The sequence below is a fragment of the Bacillus sp. JJ1562 genome (assembly GCF_036962705.1).
GTDB lineage: Bacteria > Bacillota > Bacilli > Bacillales > Bacillaceae_L > Ferdinandcohnia.
Window position 1 is genome coordinate 89,679 of record NZ_JBALOQ010000017.1, and the last position, 19,019, is coordinate 108,697.

Annotated in this window: 24 protein-coding genes and 1 other RNA gene; 10 read left to right on the top strand and 15 right to left on the bottom strand. The window is 37.5% G+C overall.

What is annotated here, in order from left to right; genetic code table 11:
- Positions 1–62: 62 nt before the first annotated feature.
- A complete protein-coding gene (locus tag V7097_RS11055) occupies positions 63–1,082 on the top strand; it encodes a DUF2332 domain-containing protein (RefSeq protein WP_335703669.1) in 1,020 nt (339 codons plus the stop codon).
- Positions 1,083–1,176: 94 nt separating this feature from the next.
- Here the strand turns inward: V7097_RS11055 and V7097_RS11060 are convergent, their stop codons facing one another.
- The 4 genes from V7097_RS11060 to V7097_RS11075 form a co-directional block, all read right to left on the bottom strand.
- On the bottom strand, positions 1,177–1,620 hold the full coding sequence (locus tag V7097_RS11060) for a hypothetical protein (protein WP_335703670.1): 444 nt from the start codon (positions 1,618–1,620) through the stop codon (positions 1,177–1,179).
- Positions 1,621–2,046: 426 nt separating this feature from the next.
- The gene (locus tag V7097_RS11065) at positions 2,047–2,439 is read right to left on the bottom strand and encodes a hypothetical protein (RefSeq protein WP_335703671.1); all 393 of its coding nucleotides are present in this window, start codon (positions 2,437–2,439) and stop codon (positions 2,047–2,049) included.
- Between the two features lie 24 nt (positions 2,440–2,463).
- Complete coding sequence (locus V7097_RS11070; RefSeq protein WP_335703672.1) at positions 2,464–3,177, bottom strand: hypothetical protein; 714 nt, start codon at positions 3,175–3,177, stop codon at positions 2,464–2,466.
- Between the two features lie 12 nt (positions 3,178–3,189).
- Positions 3,190–3,681 (bottom strand): RNA polymerase sigma factor, encoded by a 492-nt coding sequence (locus tag V7097_RS11075; protein ID WP_335703673.1) that lies wholly within the window; start codon positions 3,679–3,681, stop codon positions 3,190–3,192.
- A 305-nt stretch (positions 3,682–3,986) separates the two neighbouring features.
- Here V7097_RS11075 and V7097_RS11080 point away from each other — a divergent pair, with 305 nt between their 5' ends.
- From V7097_RS11080 to V7097_RS11090, 3 genes are read left to right on the top strand one after another with little or no spacing between them, the layout of a single operon-like run.
- Positions 3,987–4,922: a hypothetical protein gene (locus V7097_RS11080; RefSeq protein ID WP_335703674.1), complete on the top strand. Its 936-nt coding sequence runs from the start codon at positions 3,987–3,989 to the stop codon at positions 4,920–4,922.
- The gene (locus V7097_RS11085; RefSeq protein ID WP_335703675.1) at positions 4,919–5,542 is read left to right on the top strand and encodes a hypothetical protein; all 624 of its coding nucleotides are present in this window, start codon (positions 4,919–4,921) and stop codon (positions 5,540–5,542) included. The genes V7097_RS11080 and V7097_RS11085 overlap by 4 nt, the downstream gene beginning before the upstream one ends.
- An 11-nt stretch (positions 5,543–5,553) precedes the next feature.
- Positions 5,554–5,985, top strand: coding sequence for a DUF4275 family protein (locus V7097_RS11090; protein WP_335703676.1), 432 nt, complete (start codon positions 5,554–5,556; stop codon positions 5,983–5,985).
- A gap of 75 nt (positions 5,986–6,060) precedes the next feature.
- On the opposite strand, the gene V7097_RS11095 is transcribed toward V7097_RS11090, so the two are convergent.
- Genes V7097_RS11095 through V7097_RS11105 form a run of 3 tightly spaced genes read right to left on the bottom strand, consistent with a single transcriptional unit; the run spans position 6,061 to position 7,995 of the window.
- The gene (locus V7097_RS11095) at positions 6,061–6,405 is read right to left on the bottom strand and encodes a VOC family protein (RefSeq protein WP_335703677.1); all 345 of its coding nucleotides are present in this window, start codon (positions 6,403–6,405) and stop codon (positions 6,061–6,063) included.
- A 13-nt stretch (positions 6,406–6,418) separates the two neighbouring features.
- Positions 6,419–7,222 carry a GNAT family N-acetyltransferase gene (locus V7097_RS11100; protein ID WP_335703678.1) on the bottom strand — a complete coding sequence of 268 codons (804 nt, stop codon included), beginning with the start codon at positions 7,220–7,222 and terminating at the stop codon, positions 6,419–6,421.
- Positions 7,222–7,995 (bottom strand): class I SAM-dependent DNA methyltransferase, encoded by a 774-nt coding sequence (locus V7097_RS11105; RefSeq protein WP_335703679.1) that lies wholly within the window; start codon positions 7,993–7,995, stop codon positions 7,222–7,224. Before V7097_RS11105 ends, V7097_RS11100 begins: the two co-directional genes overlap by 1 nt.
- Before the next feature lie 134 nt (positions 7,996–8,129).
- On the opposite strand from V7097_RS11105, the gene V7097_RS11110 reads away from it, so the two are divergent.
- From V7097_RS11110 to spoIIP, 3 genes are all read left to right on the top strand, one after another.
- Positions 8,130–9,014, top strand: a complete 885-nt coding sequence (locus tag V7097_RS11110) for a YitT family protein (protein ID WP_438824227.1) — start codon at positions 8,130–8,132, stop codon at positions 9,012–9,014.
- Between the two features lie 175 nt (positions 9,015–9,189).
- A complete protein-coding gene (locus V7097_RS11115) occupies positions 9,190–9,576 on the top strand; it encodes a VOC family protein (RefSeq protein WP_335703680.1) in 387 nt (128 codons plus the stop codon).
- A 113-nt stretch (positions 9,577–9,689) separates the two neighbouring features.
- On the top strand, positions 9,690–10,841 hold the full coding sequence (gene spoIIP, locus V7097_RS11120) for a stage II sporulation protein P (protein ID WP_335703681.1): 1,152 nt from the start codon (positions 9,690–9,692) through the stop codon (positions 10,839–10,841).
- A 182-nt stretch (positions 10,842–11,023) separates the two neighbouring features.
- Here spoIIP and V7097_RS11125 read toward each other — a convergent pair whose 3' ends face one another.
- The 7 genes from V7097_RS11125 to V7097_RS11155 all read right to left on the bottom strand — a co-directional run bounded on the left by V7097_RS11125 (position 11,024) and on the right by V7097_RS11155 (position 15,186).
- Complete coding sequence (locus tag V7097_RS11125) at positions 11,024–11,314, bottom strand: hypothetical protein (RefSeq protein WP_335703682.1); 291 nt, start codon at positions 11,312–11,314, stop codon at positions 11,024–11,026.
- Position 11,315: 1 nt separating this feature from the next.
- Positions 11,316–11,555 carry a hypothetical protein gene (locus V7097_RS11130; RefSeq protein WP_335703683.1) on the bottom strand — a complete coding sequence of 80 codons (240 nt, stop codon included), beginning with the start codon at positions 11,553–11,555 and terminating at the stop codon, positions 11,316–11,318.
- A gap of 63 nt (positions 11,556–11,618) precedes the next feature.
- Positions 11,619–12,002, bottom strand: coding sequence for a VOC family protein (locus V7097_RS11135; protein ID WP_335703684.1), 384 nt, complete (start codon positions 12,000–12,002; stop codon positions 11,619–11,621).
- Positions 12,003–12,013: 11 nt separating this feature from the next.
- Entirely contained in the window at positions 12,014–12,790 is a 777-nt protein-coding gene (locus tag V7097_RS11140; RefSeq protein WP_335703685.1) for an alpha/beta fold hydrolase, read from the bottom strand.
- Positions 12,791–13,194: 404 nt separating this feature from the next.
- Entirely contained in the window at positions 13,195–14,049 is an 855-nt protein-coding gene (locus V7097_RS11145; protein WP_335703686.1) for an AraC family transcriptional regulator, read from the bottom strand.
- Between the two features lie 65 nt (positions 14,050–14,114).
- The gene (locus tag V7097_RS11150; RefSeq protein WP_335703687.1) at positions 14,115–14,558 is read right to left on the bottom strand and encodes an NUDIX hydrolase; all 444 of its coding nucleotides are present in this window, start codon (positions 14,556–14,558) and stop codon (positions 14,115–14,117) included.
- Positions 14,551–15,186: a Type 1 glutamine amidotransferase-like domain-containing protein gene (locus tag V7097_RS11155; protein WP_335703688.1), complete on the bottom strand. Its 636-nt coding sequence runs from the start codon at positions 15,184–15,186 to the stop codon at positions 14,551–14,553. The genes V7097_RS11150 and V7097_RS11155 overlap by 8 nt, the downstream gene beginning before the upstream one ends.
- 134 nt (positions 15,187–15,320) lie before the next feature.
- Between V7097_RS11155 and V7097_RS11160 the strand changes: the two genes are divergently transcribed.
- Together V7097_RS11160 and V7097_RS11165 are read left to right on the top strand one after the other, a co-directional pair.
- Positions 15,321–15,845, top strand: coding sequence for a sigma-70 family RNA polymerase sigma factor (locus V7097_RS11160; protein ID WP_335703689.1), 525 nt, complete (start codon positions 15,321–15,323; stop codon positions 15,843–15,845).
- Entirely contained in the window at positions 15,838–17,148 is a 1,311-nt protein-coding gene (locus tag V7097_RS11165) for a DUF4179 domain-containing protein (protein WP_335703690.1), read from the top strand. The genes V7097_RS11160 and V7097_RS11165 overlap by 8 nt, the downstream gene beginning before the upstream one ends.
- Positions 17,149–17,186: 38 nt before the next feature.
- On the opposite strand, the gene V7097_RS11170 is transcribed toward V7097_RS11165, so the two are convergent.
- On the bottom strand, positions 17,187–18,194 hold the full coding sequence (locus V7097_RS11170) for a DUF3231 family protein (protein WP_335703691.1): 1,008 nt from the start codon (positions 18,192–18,194) through the stop codon (positions 17,187–17,189).
- Positions 18,195–18,431: 237 nt separating this feature from the next.
- Between V7097_RS11170 and ssrS the strand changes: the two genes are divergently transcribed.
- Positions 18,432–18,626, top strand: a non-coding RNA gene (gene ssrS / locus V7097_RS11175) — 6S RNA.
- Positions 18,627–19,019 lie beyond the last annotated feature (393 nt).

Below are 19,019 nucleotides of genomic sequence, written 5' to 3' on the forward strand. Positions count from 1 at the left end.
CATTCGAATGGGCTTATCTGGATTTGAGGGTCAAGTTCAAAAAAATTTTGGAGGAAAATAAGATGAGCAACACTCAGTCTATTAAATTCCGAAACTTCGCCATCACCGAGTGTAAGGGCTCAAGTATATTATATGAATTTCTTTCCTTAAAAATTGCTGAGGATGAAGATATTCTTGAGCTAACTTCGCATGCCCGTGAAGGTCAGCCTTCGTCCAATTTGCTATTTGGTGCTGTGCATTATCTTTTGTTACAGGGAAAGGACCATCATCTTCGAGAGTTTTATCCAAGTATAGCGAAGAATCCTCGGGAAGTCGAGGAATCCTTTTTGCCTTTTAAAGAGTTCTGTCTTCGATTTTCAGATGAGATCATCCAGCTTTTCCAGGAAAAATTAGTTCAAACAAATGAGGTTAGGCGTTGCTCCTATCTCTTCCCAGCCTTCCAATCTATTTACGGTATTGCAAAGAAACCGTTAGCTTTGATTGAAATTGGGACAAGTGCTGGGTTGCAGTTATTATGGGATCAGTATAGCTATTCCTATGGAACGAATAAAGTATATGGCAACAAGGATTCTGCACTACATATTACTGCCGAGGTTAAGGGGGACAAAACTCCTAATCTCCAAGACTTTATTCCGCCCGTAGCTGCTCGCATTGGCATCGATCTTCATCCTATCGATTTAAGTGATGATGAAAATGCCCTTTGGCTTAAGGCTCTCATTTGGCCTGAACACCATGAAAGACGTGAATTATTTGAAAAAGCTGCTGAATATGTGAAGGTAAATGAGCTGCGATTGATTGAGGGGGATGGTGTTGAATTGCTTTGGGATCTATCAGAGGAAATTCCAAGAGAGTATGCAATTAGTGTATTTCACACTCATGTGGCAAACCAAATGCCATCAGAAGTAAGATTGAGATTGCTAGAGCAGGTTCAACTTATTGGTGCCAAACGCGATATTTTTCATTTGTATAATAATATTCAGGACCGCGACCTCCATCTGGATTATTATCTGGATGGGACAGAATATAAAAATATCGTCGGTGAAACCGAAGGACATGGAAGATGGTTTACGTGGAGATTGTAATATTCGAAAGGCATTTGGATGTTTCCAAATGCCTCTTTATAATCTGAAGCTACATAGGCCTCGTAACTTAAAGTTCACTATTTTTTTATAAATTTCATATAGGTTGCTTAATCCAAATTTTCCAATCAGTAATCCCTTCAATCTCAAAAACATTTACATTTTCAGTAACTGGTACATTTCTTTTAATATAACCCACTTCATATCCAAATTCTTCACTAGTAATTACTGTTTGAATGTCACCACTTCCTTCAAATGGCCCATTCATTTGGACTATTTCTTTAGCTGTCCATTGTCCGTCTCCTTTATGGACGTCAGTAACCCAAATATCCTTATCATTCATTGCCCCTCTAAAAACAATTAAGACAAACTCATCATTCACTTTATGAGAACCATATACATGTATTTCTCTTTCTTCGTTTCCAACCTCTATCGTCTTTAAAGCATCTTCTGGATTATTAGCTATATCTTCGCTGCTTTCAGTACATCCTACAAGAAAAAAAACAAATGACATGACTATAATGATTAAGTGTGACTTCATTTTTTCCACCCTCTACGTAATCCTTAATTACAAATTGGAAGCTATAACTATCACACAAAACTTGCCCGTTAATTAAAAAACGTCATCAAAATGGGGCTAAATAATGTTGGAAAGAGCAATACTAGAACTAAACCAGTAAACGTATATGTAACAAATTTCTTTCTATCTACACCTTCTCTTAATTCCCACAATCCTATTGTAATGAAATATAAACCTATCATTGAAACTATTGTGGGTAGCAAAACAAAAATACTCATCTAAATTTCCCCTTTTTATTATTTGTTTACCCTCTCATACCACAATTCATATTAATATAATATTCCAAATACACATATAACTTTCCTGCTACGTTTGCTAAAATTACTCCAACAAAAACAAGCGATAATCATAGATCACCGCTAACCGCTATTTTAAATATTCCTTCACTTATTTGACCTCTAAAATAGTGTATATCCCCGATTTAAAGCGGTATTTTATATCATACCTTTCACCTGTTTTAAACTGTGAGCAAAATTCTTCTGTTTTTTCTTTGCTTTCGTCAAAGTACTGGAACATTGTATATGAATCATTGACTTTACACACGTATAGTCCATCGCTATTTTTTTCGCCTGTAACTGCTGTTTCCTCAACCAAAATGGAACTTTCTTTTTCATAGGACGGCCGCAGTTTATTAGATCCCATGGCACCTATAATGATAAGGAGACCAATGATTCCAATTACCAAAGCCTTCCTCCTTTCTTTCTGTACCATGAACATAAAGATTGCACAACCTAGTGCACCAATACCAATTGCATACAAGGCCATTAAAAGTAAGTACAAATAAATCATCCCCTTTTTAAAGATTTATTTTTTATAAAACCTAAACGACTCTGCTATCTTGATAATTTCTTCTCTTGGGATTGGTTCCTTTCGGAGGCTTGTTTTATCTTTGTTTTCTACGAAGACATTGAGGTGATAATTTACACCATCGTCAATCCAAAATAGCATTTGAGCACTCCCGTTATACATATAAGAAGCAGTAATACCATTGTCTAACTGAATGGTTTCATATCCTTTTGTATCTAGACTCTCTACGGTACTATCTGCAAGTATTAGATGAATACTTTTAAAAGGGTCATCAAATGATAAGTAGCTAATATTTTGAACTTGAAACTTTGGATTATCTGGCTCTAATTGTTTAAGTTCACCATCCTCAATAGATTGAGGTCCTAAGTATTGTTCCATAAATTCAACCTCATGTACTTCAAAAGGTGCATAGGTTGGAAGTTTAATCTTTCTCTCAATCTTTTGAAGTTCCTTTATTTCCGCTATCTGCTCTTCAGCTAAAAAAGCCTGATGTGAAAATGGATTTTGTGGCAAGGTCCATATAAAAAAGGCTAATAACGCAACGACTGCTAAACCGCCAATCGTTGATAGCGTCCACTTCATATTTTTCCATGTCTTTTCAATTGGATGTTCCTCGAAGTTCATCAATGTGCCGTGAATCCTTTTTTTATCTTCAAATCCCAGATTTGCTGTTGGCATTGATCGCAGTTGATTTTCCAAATGATCATTCATGTGTAGCACCTCCTACCCGCTGCTGTAGGGCAATTTTGGCTCGATGAAGGTCGACCGCGTTTTGTTTTCACTCCATTGCAAAATTTCAGCGGTTTCCTGAACAGACAACCCCTTTATTCCTCTTAAAACAATCACGTCTCGATAACTAGATTTTAAGGATTGAATTGCTTCATATAGCGCCCTATTTTCTTCCGATAAATGAAGAAGTTGCTCTGGTGTTCGATCCGTTCTTGGTTCATGACTGGAATTAAAAGTCAGCATTGTTCTCCATTTGATTCGATTTCTACTCCTGATTTCATCAATTGCGATGTTCCTGGCAATACTGTAAAGCCAAGTCCTTGGATTAGAGTTCCCTTTGAAGGTATGAAGCCCCTTCATTGCCCTTATAAAAACCTCTTGGACCAAATCCTCAATATCTGCTTTTCCTAATCGATACAAAAGGAAATTGTATATGTCATCGCTATATTGATGGAACCAATCTGAAATGATCTCTTTATCTCTCATACCGAAATTTTCTCCCCAATAATTTTACCTTCTATAACATTAGACGATTTCACCCCATGTTTATCGCAGTATTTCTAAAAAGAATGATCGCACGAAAAAAAGAAGGCAGTTTCCGTAGAAATTGACCCCTCGCAAATTCGAGCTATGTAATTAACCTCGCGATACCCCTTTTACACCCTTGATTAAAACTAGAGATTTTTTTACTTTATTATCACATATTTTCTAAAAACTTGAAATTAATAAAAAATATTCCAGAGCTAAATGGTAAAATAGGTTTAGAGATTTTTAGAATTGGGGGGTTTTGTTTGAAAGAGAAAATATTCTGGGCGAGTATTTTGATCATCATCGTTAGCTATATCGGAAATTATGTGTATTTTCAATCGAAGCAGCTGGATGCCCCGATATTTTTGGAGCATTTTTATGAGCTCACCATGAATGAAGAAGACGAGACGGCACTTATATTCTATTACTTAACAAACAAGTCGGACACGTCGACAGCAAACTATGTAATGATTAATGGTATCGGGAATTATCCCGTTTCAAACAACGACTTTTATATGTGGGAATCGCAGGCACCTAAATTTGAGCAAGAATATACTCACCATTATTTAAAAACACTTTATATTACACTACCAACAGAATATGAGGGTGATGGTCCTTTATCGTTTTCAGAAATGGAGGTCCACTTTTCAAATGGTATAACCGTTCAGGCTGATATTGGAGAAGTTGTTCTTCGCAAAAGAACTGAAAATCCTGATGTATTAGAGACCCGAATGAGTTCGGGCAGCAACCAACATACTGCAGAAACCTTAATGGTAACAAACCAGCCAATCACCATCGAGAAAATTGAGATTCCTTTTGCTAAGGATTTGCCAGATAACGTTCTAATTAAGGTTGACCGTGAGCAGGAAAAATTACGTGAACTCGAAAAACCTATGGAAGTTTCCGATTATCCTGAGTGGTTTGCTAAAGAAGGCGATAAAGAGTGGAATGAGCTACCTGGAGTTTTACTTAGCGAGGACTTACTACCTTTTAACCTAGAACAAAATGAATATATCCGTTTCTTGATGCAGTTTAATCCGGAAAGGGAGAGCTATTTTCAATACAGCATAAAACTATCTGGAAAAACAGAATCGGGTGAAGAATTCGTGACTGAGATTCCGATTATCGATCACCCTTACTTAGACCAAAAGGCAATTAATCAAATCATCAAGACCAAAAAGAGTGGTGAGAGCGAATGAATTTTAAGAGAATATTCTGGGGCTATATTATTATCTTAATAGAAATTCATATGTTTGTTATCGATCTTTTGCCTGATCCTGTTGGGTATTATTTAATTTATTCAGGAGTTGCAGCATTACCTCCAGAAAATAGAATTGGGAACAAACTGAAAAAACTATTGATCGGTCTTATGTTTATCAGCATTCCGACTGTGTTTATACAACAAAATGTAAAAGTGAATGAATTAGGATCATTTGCTGGCATTGCTCTTTTGGATATCTATTCAATTATCCTTGAAATTTCAAAATTGATCCTGGTATTTTTTGTTTTTCGTTTAATCATGGAATTTGTTACGGTAATCGGGGATAAATTCTTAGTACGAAGAAGCTCAAAAACGTTTAAAATTTACATGACCGTCATGCCTCTCATTACTTTGTCACATACATTTGCGATGAATCTTTCCAGTAACATTTTATTAGGGTACCTATTCTTTACGATCCCTTTAGGTTTTATCATGGAGATTATGTTTCTAGTATTATTATGGAAGTTGCATAAGCACAATGGATTTCGAGGCTTTCCTCCTCTATACAACAAGAATGACAACTATATACCTAGCGACTTTTATTCAGAACAAGAGTAAGGAGTATTTAAGTGGACATTTTCAACAGATTGATAGATAAAAAAATGAGTGTACTTGAACTTCCAAAATGGGGTGCCTATTTAAGGAGCGAGTGGGAATCCCATTTTGCTGGCCATCTTAGCGATCAAGAAAAGAGAACCATCTATTTGAATTCCAACAACGGTTATTTATGGCATCTGTTTAGTTACGAAAAAAAGAAGTGTTTTGATGGAGAAGCTGCTGAGGAAGCTTTTAATGATGAATCCAAAAATGAATGCTATATATTTTACCAACGTTGGGACTATGCGGTCCTTGTTAAAAATGCCTCAAAGTTACATGTAAGTGATTTTGGGGATGAAACTGATATTTATGTTGTGGATAAAGATTTTCGGTGGACTTTTGTAATCACGCACGAAACGGGTTTGTGTGGTCCTTATTTTAGTAGGAATGAAAAACATCTATGAGTAAAACTGGTCGTTAATTCAGAAGGATTAACGACCTTATTCTATAATATTTTAGATTTCCCAATTCTATTTTACTTATTTTTTCTCGATAAGACCGAACCCAACTCCAGTTGGATCGACTAAATAAGCTAAATAAAACTCATCAAACTCCATCTTTTCACGGACAACCATCGCTCCATTATCGACTGCTTTTACGATTGTATCGCCAATGGAATCAACTTCAATCTGAATTCTGGTTCCATGTGGATAATCATGCGGTCCTTTGCTAATTCCACCTTGAATTTCTACTGGATCTGTGCTTTTAACAGGCCAAAAACCCCAATTCGGCTCTCCGGTTTCCCATCCAAAAACGGTTGAATAGAACTGAACTGCTTTTTCAGGATCTTGACTACTAATTTCAAAGCCTACTACTCTTGCCATTGTCATCTCTCCCTTATTTCATAATCCAAATTGCCTTTGTATAACCTATTCTCATCCCTGCTCGTTCCATGTTATTTTGGCTAACAGAACCAAATCTCGCCTGGCCTACAATCCATCTACAATTTTGTTCCAACGCTTTTTGCATTCGCTGCTCAATTAATGCTGTTTGAATACCACGATTACGATATTCCGGTAATGTCGTTGCGGATGCGAGGGTTCCAATGCCGTTTTTAGTAAATAAAACGCCAATTCCAACCGGTTGGTCTTCAATACTTGCCAGATAGAATGTCCAGTTTTCGTGGTCGTAAAGAATTTGATTATTTTGAGCGACACTATCCTTTAAAAAAGCAGGCATCCCAAATCCTTTTACATAAATTTCAGCGTACAAATCAAACTCATCTTTTTGTAACTCGCGTATCGCAATTTTCGAATGATTGCCGGTTTCATTTTGTGAAGTAAGTTCTGAGTAGAGGGTTGTGTGAAAGTCATGTTGATAAAAACCTTTGTTGCTTAAGTACGTAAGCAAATCCGTCGAAACATGGCCTGGTGTTAGTTCAAATCGAACCGGAATATCCTTTTGCTTGTAAAAGTTGATGATTGGTTCGATGTATTCTTCATCTCCATCTAATAAACCCTTTACTGTGTTGAATGAGGGCCCTGGAATGTTCTTAACTGAAAAGGCTGTAGCATTTCCAAACTGTTCAATTTCGACGCCCATCGGATTTCCTTCGATTGCTTGTATCGCTGTTAGTCTTGATTTCAACACCTCAATTTCTGATGTTTCTAATGTTTGGGCTAAAGTTTTCGTTACGACCACTATGCCACAACCTTTCTACATACATAGATCATTTGGTGGCTTCCTTCTGTCAACGGTGTTTCTTTCCAATCCTTGTAAACTGCTAAAATCTCAAAGCCGTTTCCTTTTAGAAGTCTGTCCATTTCTTGCGGAAACACATATCGTAATTTGATGTTGGTTTTCTTTTCATCAATTGTTTGGCCGTTCTCATCAATTTGTTTTCTAATGGTTATGTAGTGTTGAATCTGCTTAATGGTGTCATAGTTACTAATCGTGTAAACATCTACAACTTTACCTGCTTCATCCTTGTAGCTTCGCCAATATTCCTCGGTGGACGGTTGAAGCAATTCATCTGGGCTTGGAAATCTTGTGCCGAAGATGAAAACCCCCTCATTCCCAAGGTGGTTATGAACGGAAGTTAATAGTTGGTCCTGTTCCTCATTTGTAAGAAAATGCTGAAATGAATTTCCTACGATATAAATGAGCTGACTTTTTACACCTAATTGAAGCTTCGTGCAATCCTGTTCAATCCACTCGATGTTTAGATTTGTATTTTCAGTTTTCTTTTTTGCTTGAGAAAGCATGCCCTTATGTATGTCTACCCCAATAAGGGGATGTGCCGATTGCGCTAAGGGAATAGTTGCTCGACCTGTTCCACATGCTAAATCAATAATCGGCCCGTTCACTTTTGCTGCCCATTTTTGTAAAAATTTCACGTCATCCTGGTAGGGGTCGTTTTCATGATCGTAAAGGACGGGGTCCTCGTATTCTTCAAAATTGTCTAATCGGTTCATTATGTGCTCCTTTATTAAACTGATAAATATAGGTTCATAACTCTATTTTCCACATAAAGGCATTAATTTCCTTCTATTTCTGTAAGCAAACCCATGTTTTATGGTAATATTAAAAAGGAAATTATAACTTGAAATTGAAAGGCTTGGTTTTTGTGGTAAAAACAAAGAAAAAACGTGTATTTACAGAGATTAAACAGCTCATTATGATTACCATAGGGGCTCTAATTGCGGGATTTGGGTTGGAATTATTTTTAGTACCAAATGATATTTTGGATGGTGGGGTAATTGGCCTTTCCATCATTGCGTCTAAAATATTTGGTGTTCCAATGAGTATCTTTCTTATTGTTTTAAATATCCCATTTCTTTTTCTTGGATATCGTAAAATGGGAATAAAGTTTACTTTACATACGTTGTTTGGTGTTCTAGTGTTATCAGCGTTTACTGCTTATTTGCATCATTTTGAACCCGTAACGGATGATTTATTTTTGGCAACAGTTATTGGTGCGGTTATTTTAGGAACAGGTGTCGGGTTGGTCATCCGGACTGGTGGTGCATTGGATGGTACTGAAATATTAGCCATCATTGTCAGCAAGAAACGACCAGTGTCAGTTGGACAAACTGTTATGATCATGAACGTGTTTATTTTTATCCTTGCTGCCTTGCTCGTATTCAGCTGGGAAACAGCAATGTACTCGATTATTACCTATTACATTGCCTTTAAAATGATTGATATTGTCGTTGAAGGTATCGAAGAACTAAAATCAGTAACGATTATTTCTGATAAGCCTGACGATCTTGCGAATGAATTGAATAAGGTTATGGGTCGTGGAGTAACCTTTATTCATGGTGAAGGCGCCTATACAAATGAACCTAAAAAAATTATCTATACAATTGTTAGCCGGATTGAACTCTCAACACTAAGGGAAATTGCACATGAAATTGACCCAAGTGCATTGATCGCTATTGAAAACATGGCAGATGTGACGGGAAGTAATTTCGGAAACGGTGAAGGACATTAATCAGTAAATGCAGAGGCGGTGGCCTCTGCATTTTTTATTGGAATCTTTCCTTTGATTTTTTAGGCCTTAAACTTAACGAATAATAGACTTGGATAATAAATTAGAATACATAAAGCCAAAATTGCTTTTAGTTTAATGCGTTTGTTAGAATTTATCATAATACTAAAGAAAACAGGTGATAACGTTGATAAATAAAATTGGAAAAATTACTGTTTACGTGGAAGACCAAGAACAAGCCAAGGATTTCTGGATCAACAAACTTGGTTTTGTTTTAAAATTCGAGCAACCTATGGGCCCTGACTTTTTCTGGATTGAGGTAGGACCTAGTGAGGACGAATTCACAACATTGGTACTCTATTCTAAAGCGGCTATGGAACAGCACGACCCATCAAAAGTTTCACATCCATCGGTTCTTTTCAGCACCACTGACATTGATGCAGCTTATGAAAAAATGAAGCAAAATGTCGTAAAAGTTGGGGACTTGCTAAAAGTGCCGTATGGCTCAATGTTCTCTTTCTATGATCAGGATGGAAATGAGTATTTGTTAAGAGAAGATAAATAAGATAGTAGTACATAGACTAAGCATGGCTCGCCATGCTTTTTAAATTTTATAAAACATTCTAATTCAGTCAACTTCTTCATATACATGTCCAAAAGCCATAAAGGACTGAGATCATGAAAAGTTCTGAATATGGGCCAATTTTTATTTCAAGAATTGCCTTTCTGTTTATCTTTACGGTAATCATATGTTTCGCAGCTGCTTCAGGCATATCCTCAATCAAAAAAGAATGGGTGAATTTTCGACAATTCGATATTAATATTCGGAGCCTTCCGAATGAAGTTTTTGTTAAATTACTTGAATTTGAGAATGCTTATTTCGGACAAACCTTAAATGAGGAACAAGAATCTTTCACCAAAATTTTAGTAGAATCAACCCTTCAATTTAAGTACGGAGATTTACGAAGCTTTTTCGGAGATGAATTACCCGGATTATCCATGTACCATACTGAAATCCTGATTTCAGGAGAGGGTACAAATTTCACCAATCTCCCATATGAATCAGCGCCTCCTTTAGATGTTTTATTACAAGAAAGGGAAATGGCACAAAAGGAATTAGACGAACTTAATAAGGAGGAACCGAAAACACCACCAGGTACTTTTGCAACTGATAAAAAGGTTCTCATTTATCACTCACATAGTTTTGAGTCCTACTTACCACTTCTCGGGCTAGCAGGCGACCCTGATATGGACAAAGCGGTTGATTCAAAAACAAACATTACAACTGTGGGCGAACTTCTCGGTAAGGAGCTAGAAAAATACGGAGTTGGTGCAATAGTCGATACAACAAATATTGGGCAGGAATTAAAGAAAAAAGGTTGGAGCACTACTCAATCTTATGCAGTATCTCGTGAGATTGTCCAATCAGCAATGGCTAGCGACTCCGATATCGACTTTTTAATCGATATTCACCGTGATGGTATCCGAAAAGATGTATCAACTGTAACTATCGAAAACAAGCCTTATGCAAGGATATTCTTTGTCGTTGGTAGCGCCAGTAAAAATTTTGAACAAAGTTATGCATTAGCTGAGTCTCTCAACAAGTCAATCGAGTCACAGCTTCCGGGAATCAGCAGGGGCGTAGTTGCGAAGGGATATGACCAAGGGAATGGAGTGTATAATCAAGATTTAGCAGAAAACTCTATTCTTATTGAAATCGGTGGAGTCGATAATGATATGAAGGAGTTAAAAAATACCGTAGAGGCTCTTGCAAAAGTGCTAAGTGATCAGATCATCGATGCTGAGAAAGTGAACGGGTCCAATGACTAAAGAGTTACTCTTTTGGTTGATTTGGTTGTTTATCTCAACCCTGGTTTGCTTTTTTTACTTGCCCTTCGGCTACACTATTACGGCATTTCTGACTGGGATTGTCATGTGCTGCAAGGCATTAATTAAACAATCGATTGTGGAAAATAAAAAACAACGGGGGTAATGGCTTCCGTTGTTTTTGACTATGTATCATTTTCGTCTGAATTGCTGGCCCCTTTTTTTCTCCAACCTCGGAAAGATAAATAACAAGCAAATGATAATATCAGAATGCTTCCTATCCATATTTCTAAACCTTCTGGCAAGAAATCAACAGGCATAAAACCTAGTTTACTCGTAATGTAAGTCCCGATTAACTGAAAAAGGAATATGAAAAAACATACAACAATGACTTCTATTAAGAATGTTTTAAGATGTAACTCCTTCTTCTCCCAGCGAAAGAGTGCTAGTGCTAATACTACCCCTAAATACATCATGTCAATTGCCTTCTTCTTTTTCCTGCTTCATTTTTTCAAATTCTCGCCAATCTACCTCTTTTACTTTACGAAACTCTCTTCCGCATTTTTTACAAGCGTAGTTTGGTGGCATTAAAAATGGTAGCCAACAAATGATGAATCCGTATGGTACTAAAAGCATTAAGATGGCAGCAGGGATTTTGAACATATAAAAGTTCTTTTTCACCAGCATATCTGATTCACAATGCAAACAAAGCTTCATAGAGCCCCTCCTTATTCCCCTACCGTCATCTCCGAATTATGAGTGATGGTTGTGGTTTGTTTTTTATAAATTTTCGTAGATTTCAATCAGGTTACCGGCTGGGTCTCGGAAATGTGCAACCTTTAGCATCCAGTCCACTTGCTCGTGCGGCTTTGTGATGAAGTCAAGTTTATCTTTCATTTTTTCGTATGTACCCTCTACACTTTCTACTTTAAAAATCAATGTTGCTTTGTCCTGATTGTCTACTAGTGGTGCATATTCTGTGCCAATTGCCGCCACCATTTGCTTTCTTTCAAAAAGACCAAGCTTTACCCCACCGATACCAGTAAAATCAGCATATCGGGAATTTCCATCCCCCCACGAAACCTCAAAACCTAGTATGTCTCGGTAAAATAAGAAACATTCATTATAGTTGTCTACTAAAAGACGAATATGTGACAGGTCCATTTCGTTCCCCCTCAGCTTATTATTTTACATTTTTCAGGTACTTCCCCTTCATTAATCCATGTTTCGACCATCTGATTGAAAAAGTCCGGCATCGCCATCGAAACCCCGTGGCCAATGTTTGGAATGTGGATACCTTTAGCATTTTGGTTTGCTTTTACGATGTCATTAGCTGATTTTTTCATAATGGACTTTTCTTGTTCGCCCACAGTCACTAATATGTTGGTGGTAGCTTTTTTTAAATCAGTCGAGATCGTAAACGACATATTTTCCTTTAGTACACTTGTAAGAGATTCCGCTGTGATTTGGCTGCTCTCTTCATAATATTTTTCGAAATAATCGTCACCGACATATAAAGTTTTTGCTTGGAGTTTGGAAAACCATCTTTTTTTAATGAGTGGAGCTGATAGTTTAATAGTCGGCTGAATCCATTTTTTTGCATAGGTCATCGGCCGTACAAGAGCACTATTAATGATTGCAAAATCGACTAAATCAGGTTTCATGCTTAGAAGCTGCACAATAATTTGAGCACCTAGTGAAAAACCAATTAGTATAACTTTCTTTCCGTTTGATTTTTCTTCGATTAAGTTTTTAACTCTTTTTGCACTGTCTTTGATTGAAAAAGGAATTGCGATGCTTTTCCCATGACCAGGTAAGTCTGGAACGAGGCAATGGTAATGAGAGAAATATTGGATCTGTTTGTCCCACATCCAGCCACTTACACCGCCACCATGCAAAAAGACCATCAGAGGTGCACTCGTATCGCCGTATTCTTGATAATGTAGATCCATTGGAGTTACCTCACTTTTTTGTATTCGATACTTTTATTATAAGATTATCGAAAATTTCTGTCTAATCTATTTGTAGTCTACGCTAAAAACCATGAAGCGGTGAAAATGTATTTTGTCTATTAGCTATAAGTTTATATTAATGGCCGTAAATCATTTTTATTGGCTATAAATCTCATTTATCAGCCATATTTTTTGATTATTGACTATAAAGTGTCCACGAGTTTGAATTTATCATCAAACATTCAGTCCAAGTCGGTCCTCAACCATTAAGTTACTGTCACTATTTGAATAATACTGCCACTAATCACCAAGTTACTGTCACTATTTCAAAAATATTGCCACTATCTGAAAAATACTGCCACTAACCTCAAAGCCCCAAGGATTCTCTCCTTGGGGCTCGCACTTTATTTCACCGGTATCCAAATTTCTGAGTAATAATTAGGTTCATATGCGTTTCCATCCGGATACATTTCGAACTCGGCTGTACCACCGTACTTATATCCGCTTGATGGGAACCATTCTGAGTAGATTTTTTTCCACGCATCCTGCATCGCGTGTGGCATCGCACCATGAACCTCGAATACAGCCCATTTCGATGCAGGAATGTCTAGGACCTCAAACTTTCCTGATGCGCCATCTACGTTTTCCACCGCCACCCAATAATCGATTGCTCTGACGTTCGGCTCACTTACACAGACTCCTAAAATCCCATCAATTTCACCATTCATAAGTGGAATTAATGAATCACAGGTGCCATCAGAATTTACTTCGTCCCATAACTTCGGAATACTACGGAGATGCTCATCATTCTCACATGAAAAATTGCGCTTTACACCTACTGCCTTAAATCCTTCCTTCTCAACAATTCGATACTTCACTGGATCTGCTCCTTTCAGACTCACCTGGATGACCAGGCGGCTATATGATTGCAGCTTTCCAATCCCCTTTCGAACATCGCTTGGCGTTACACCATGCTGTTTCCGAAAAGCTTTTGTGAAAGCCTCGGGAGTGTCGTAGCCATATGTGTAGGCTAGATCAATAATCTTTGTGTCAGTTTTCGTTAATTCTTCAGCTGCCAGTGTTAATCGTCGACGGCGGAGGTAATCACCCACTGTGATATCTGTTAAAATCGAAAACGTACGTTGAAAATGAAACGGTGATGCATTTGCTTGCCCCGCTATTTCCTCGATTGATATATCCTCAAGCAGGTGGCCCTCCATATAGTCAATTGCGTTTTGTAATGATTCTAGCCAACTCATTCCCCTCACTCCTTACCTTAATTCTATCTGCCACACGGTTTTTCATCCTGTCATTTTATGCTTAGTTAGGACAGATTTTTGATAAAAAAGCTCCGGGTATCATCATGAGTAAGTGTATCCAGAACCTTTTCCTTCCTAATAAACAGAAGGTCTGCAATTTCTTCATCCTGTGGAGTCAATTTTTCTTTACCACTTGTGAATTCAACCAAAAACATCGTAGTCACCTGACGCTCATACCCGATTTTCCTTTGAATTTTTTTAGGAAATTCAAAGCTGATTTTCTCATCGAACTCCTTAATAATTAAAAAATCAGTCGAACCGGTTTCTTCTTTAAGTTCGCGGAGAAGTGCCCCCTGTAGTGATTCATCACTGTCTTCAATTCCACCCTTAATGAAATCCCACTCACCTGAAATTGTTTCGGAACCAGATCGTGTGTTTATTTTTGTTTTATGTACGAGCAAAAATTGATCATCCTTAAAGACAATTGCCCCAACCGCTTGTCTAATCATAGATATGAGGCTCACAACCTTCATGTTCGACCAGCTGTCCATTTTTAAAATAAACACCTGAGTTTTCATCAATTCCATAGCCAGGAACATTCAATTTAGAAATTGCTTTTATTAGGTTTTCCTCTCCTCCCCATTCCGAGAAGTGAACGGATATCACACAATTTTTAATTAAGCCTAAACCAGGTAAATATAGCTGTTCTTTTTGCAACGTGTCTTCTGGTGAAATCACGCAATGCTCACAGGAGACTAAAGCTCCCGCGGAAAAGCCTGCTATAGGAACTCCATCATTATACCTCTCTTGAATTATCTCCCCAACTGGGGTATCGACAATATTGTCCCGGTAGAGCTCGGTTACTCCGCCTCCGATAATAATCCCGGTGCATTTTTCAAGCTTACCCAGTTGTTCCTGAGTTGGTTTTTCCGAAAGTGCAAAATAATAAAATTCATGTACTCCATTGTCTTCTAAAACCTTCGTATAGCTCGGCATATATTCTTGCCAGCCTGGTCGCTCAAGAAACAAAATCGCAATCCGAGCAACATTATTTCCAGCTAAATCCGCAAACCTCTCCCCTAATGATGAATTAAAAGGAGGTCCTCCCCCAAATAAAAATAAATGTGATTCTGACATTTCTATCTTCCACCTTTTTTCGAAAATGATAAGATTTATATGTATTTCGATAATAACAACTAAAATCCTTTTATAAATTTGAAACGTTTTGCATGTCTAGTTTCTCTAACTTATAGAAGAAAGGAGGAAAGGTTTTGAATATAAGTAAACTGGTCTCGAAAGCAAAAAAGGGAAATAACCGTGCTTTTCAGGAATTAATTGATACCGAAAAAACGAAGCTTTATAAGATGGCCTATTTGTATATGAAAAATGAGGACGATGCACTTGAGGTGTTTCAGGAAACGGTTTATAAGGCACTCTCCTCTCTGAAGGATTTAAAAAATGATACATATTTTTCGACTTGGATCACTCGAATTCTTATAAATACCGCGATTGATCAGCTTCGTAGGAAAAAAAGAGTGATTCCAATGGAACGGGATTTCCTCGAAAGCAAGGCACCTTCGTACTCAAATAAGGAAGCCGATTCCGACTTATTGAACGCTATTAAAGGATTAGATGAAAAATATAAAACTGTTCTAGTTTTAAGATTTTACAGGGACTTCACAATTAAGCAAATCGCTGAATTTCTTGATTGTCCAGAAGGAACCGTAAAAACAAATATACACCGTGGGATTGCCCTATTGCGTAATCAATTAAAGGAGGACATCGTGAATGAGTAAACATTTCCCTGAATTTAATAAAGAGCTTGAAAGCATTCATGTGCCCGTTGAGAAGCTTGGTCGCATTATTCAACATACAATCAATGAAAATCGAAAGCAGAAACCAAGACGCAAAAAAATTGTACTAACAACAATCGGATCAATTGCTGCAGCATTTATCCTGTTTTTAGGGTCAGCTACTTTTTCACCGACATTAGCAAAGGTTGCTTCTGAAATACCTTTAGTCGGAACCTTTTTCAATGAGTCTGGTGATGAAGGGCTACAGATTGCCGGAAAAAGTGGGCTTACTCAAGTCGTTAACCAGACAGCAAAAGATAATGGTGTGACGCTGACAATGAATGAAATTTTTTATGACGGTACTCGGTTAACATTTGGCATTACCCACGAGTCACTCATTGCAATTGGGGATATTGAGCGTCCGACCATTTTGGTAAACGGGAAAGAGATTAATTTTGGTGCAGGTAGCACTGGAAAGTTTATTACCCCATCTAAATATGAAATAGTCATGGATATTAAACCGACAGAAGAATTACCAGAAAAGTTTGATATGAAGGTCATCATTGATGCAGTGGGGCTAATTCCGGGTAATTGGGAATTTGAATTTCCGGTGAAGCAATCAAATGAAGTGACGGTTATTCGTCCAAACACAACGAACGTCATTTATGACGCGGAAGTGACCGTAGAGTCTGTGAAAGTCGGCCCGGCCGGAACAGATTTAGCTGTTCAAGTAAAAGTAGACCCTAACAACACAGAAATTGATCCTTATATGGATTTACATTTTGCTATGATCGATGATCATGGTAGAGTTCTAAGAAGCCTTACTGGTAGTGGACATGGGGAAGCTATTGACGGAGTTGAGGTTGCAAACCTTGATTATCTTTATACGCCAATTAAAGAAGGAGTGAAAAGCCTGACGATCCTTCCATATAAGATTCCAACTGAGATGGGTGCCTTTGAGGAGCTATCCGTATCATTAGACGAAACACTTCCACTAGAAATTGATCAGGGCGATGCTGGGAAAATTAAAGTAACGGATGTTGAGTTTCTTGATGATAAAACGGTCGTTTATTTTGAAGCAGAAAGCGCATTTCCATTTGACGATAACTTAACAAGGAATCGTACATGGTTAGAATCGAAGGATGGCAAGGATTTATCCTTTCAAGAAGCTCCATTTGCCGAACGAATTAAGGGAAACTTATTTAAGCAAGAATTTAAAGCTACCAAAAATAAAGGGGTAAAATTTAAGGCTTATCAAATCCCTAATCCAATTATGTTTGAAACCTTTGAAATTAAATTACCGTAAATTGAAAAAGTCAGGCCATGGTTGCCTGACTTTTTCCGTTATTTATCATCTACAAGTGCATTTCTATCAACGGCATGTGGTGGCTTCTCAAACCATCCCTCATCAATCATGATATCGGCGCCATCTTCTACATATCTGCCAACATCCAGGATGAATTTGCTATACATCAACCCAATGTCTCGTCTACCATTTAGGGAAATCGCATTGGCATATGATCGAACTTTCATGGAGAACATATCGATTTTGTGGAAAATCATTAACTTATCAGAGAAAGGTGGAATCGTTGATGCCTCCACTAAATCATCGAGTAATGGATGACCCGGTAGACTATCCCGGTGCAGCTTTTCCAGGCAGTTCTTAATATGATCCATTGTAATTTCCTTACCGCGCACCATAAAATCTTTTACCTTATTATGTGATGCCACTTGGCTGAATCCCATCAATAGTCCTTTACTCGCCACATTGTTTTCAAGGTTATCCTGGAGGTGAGCAATTTCTAAAGCATGAAGTGGCCTTATGTCGCCAATAAATCCAGCTAGATAGCTCTGTTTTTCTACAAAACTCACTTCTTTCGGGATTGGAATGACTGGTGATTTCGTTAAAAAGCCCTTTTTTTCTAATGTCTCATTTAATGCAACTAAAAATTCTATGGTATCCACATCAAATTTAATGATTGTATCTCTTACGTCTTGCCTGATCATCATCGGAATCGCTGTTGAGTAAAGACTTAACCCTGCTTTCGCAGTGTATTTTAGATAATGAAGATAAAATTCATCCGCGAACAATCTTGGAGCATCCATGTTTACATCCTTTTTTACATCAAATCCAATTGGAATAGGGAAATTTTCTTTATTATAAATCTTCGTAATTTCCGCAATGATATTTTTACTGATGTTTTTTGCTTTATCAAGGATTTCCATGATGTCAGGGTCCTGACAATGTTTTTGATAATAGGTTAACACGCAAAGGGCCATTGAGTTCCCCATATAAACCGCCCAAAGCTTTCCCATCTCCGCTGATGTAAGATGTTCATTGTTGGGTTTCATTGCCTACCTCCTTTCTCTTTTTTCTCTAGTATCTTGCAAGAGAAGCAGATGTATACAAAAATGTAGTTCTCCGGAATATTTTTCCACAAAAATCTTTCTTTTTTCACCTTGAATGATTTGTTTTTCATCAACAATCGAGGCGCGGCACCATATTATCCGAATAATTCTATGACAAAGTTCAACTTTTTGGATTATTTTTACATTTGCTTTCGTGGAATCAATCATGTAGTATACAGATACAAGCTACATTGTACGTAATCATAATAAAGTTTAACCTTTGAACTGAAATAGGGAGTTTAACATTGAAGCTCGAATGGCAGGCCTTCGTCCATGGCGACCTGAAGGACATACAGGAACGTTTCTGAAAACACCCACTTTGAGGAGTGGTGGTTTTAAACTTTCTTAGGGTATTACGGCAATTGTGGCTTTTCCAATTTCATTCTAACTAATCCATTCTCCAACCGGAGAGTGGATTTTTAATTTCGCTCATAAGTCTTGACCATTGTCGGGAATTAATTTTATAATTATCTTCTAAAGAATCAAATATGCCACGGCATATTTGCGCCCAGATTTTTTAGGCCCACATGAGGTGGGTCACAAAGACGTTGCCACAGGACGTGGCGTTCTTAGTCTTTGATCTTAAGCTCGAAAAGTTTCCTTTTATAATCTGTGGCATCCGCCGGAGGCTTTAATTTTATTCAGTAAGGCTGAGCTATCTAGATCTTATTTACTTAAACTGTACAATTGGTGGACTTCTTCTGAATAAAGTTATTTTCCATGTCCCAGTAGCTCAGTAGGATAGAGCGACAGCCTCCTAAGCTGTAG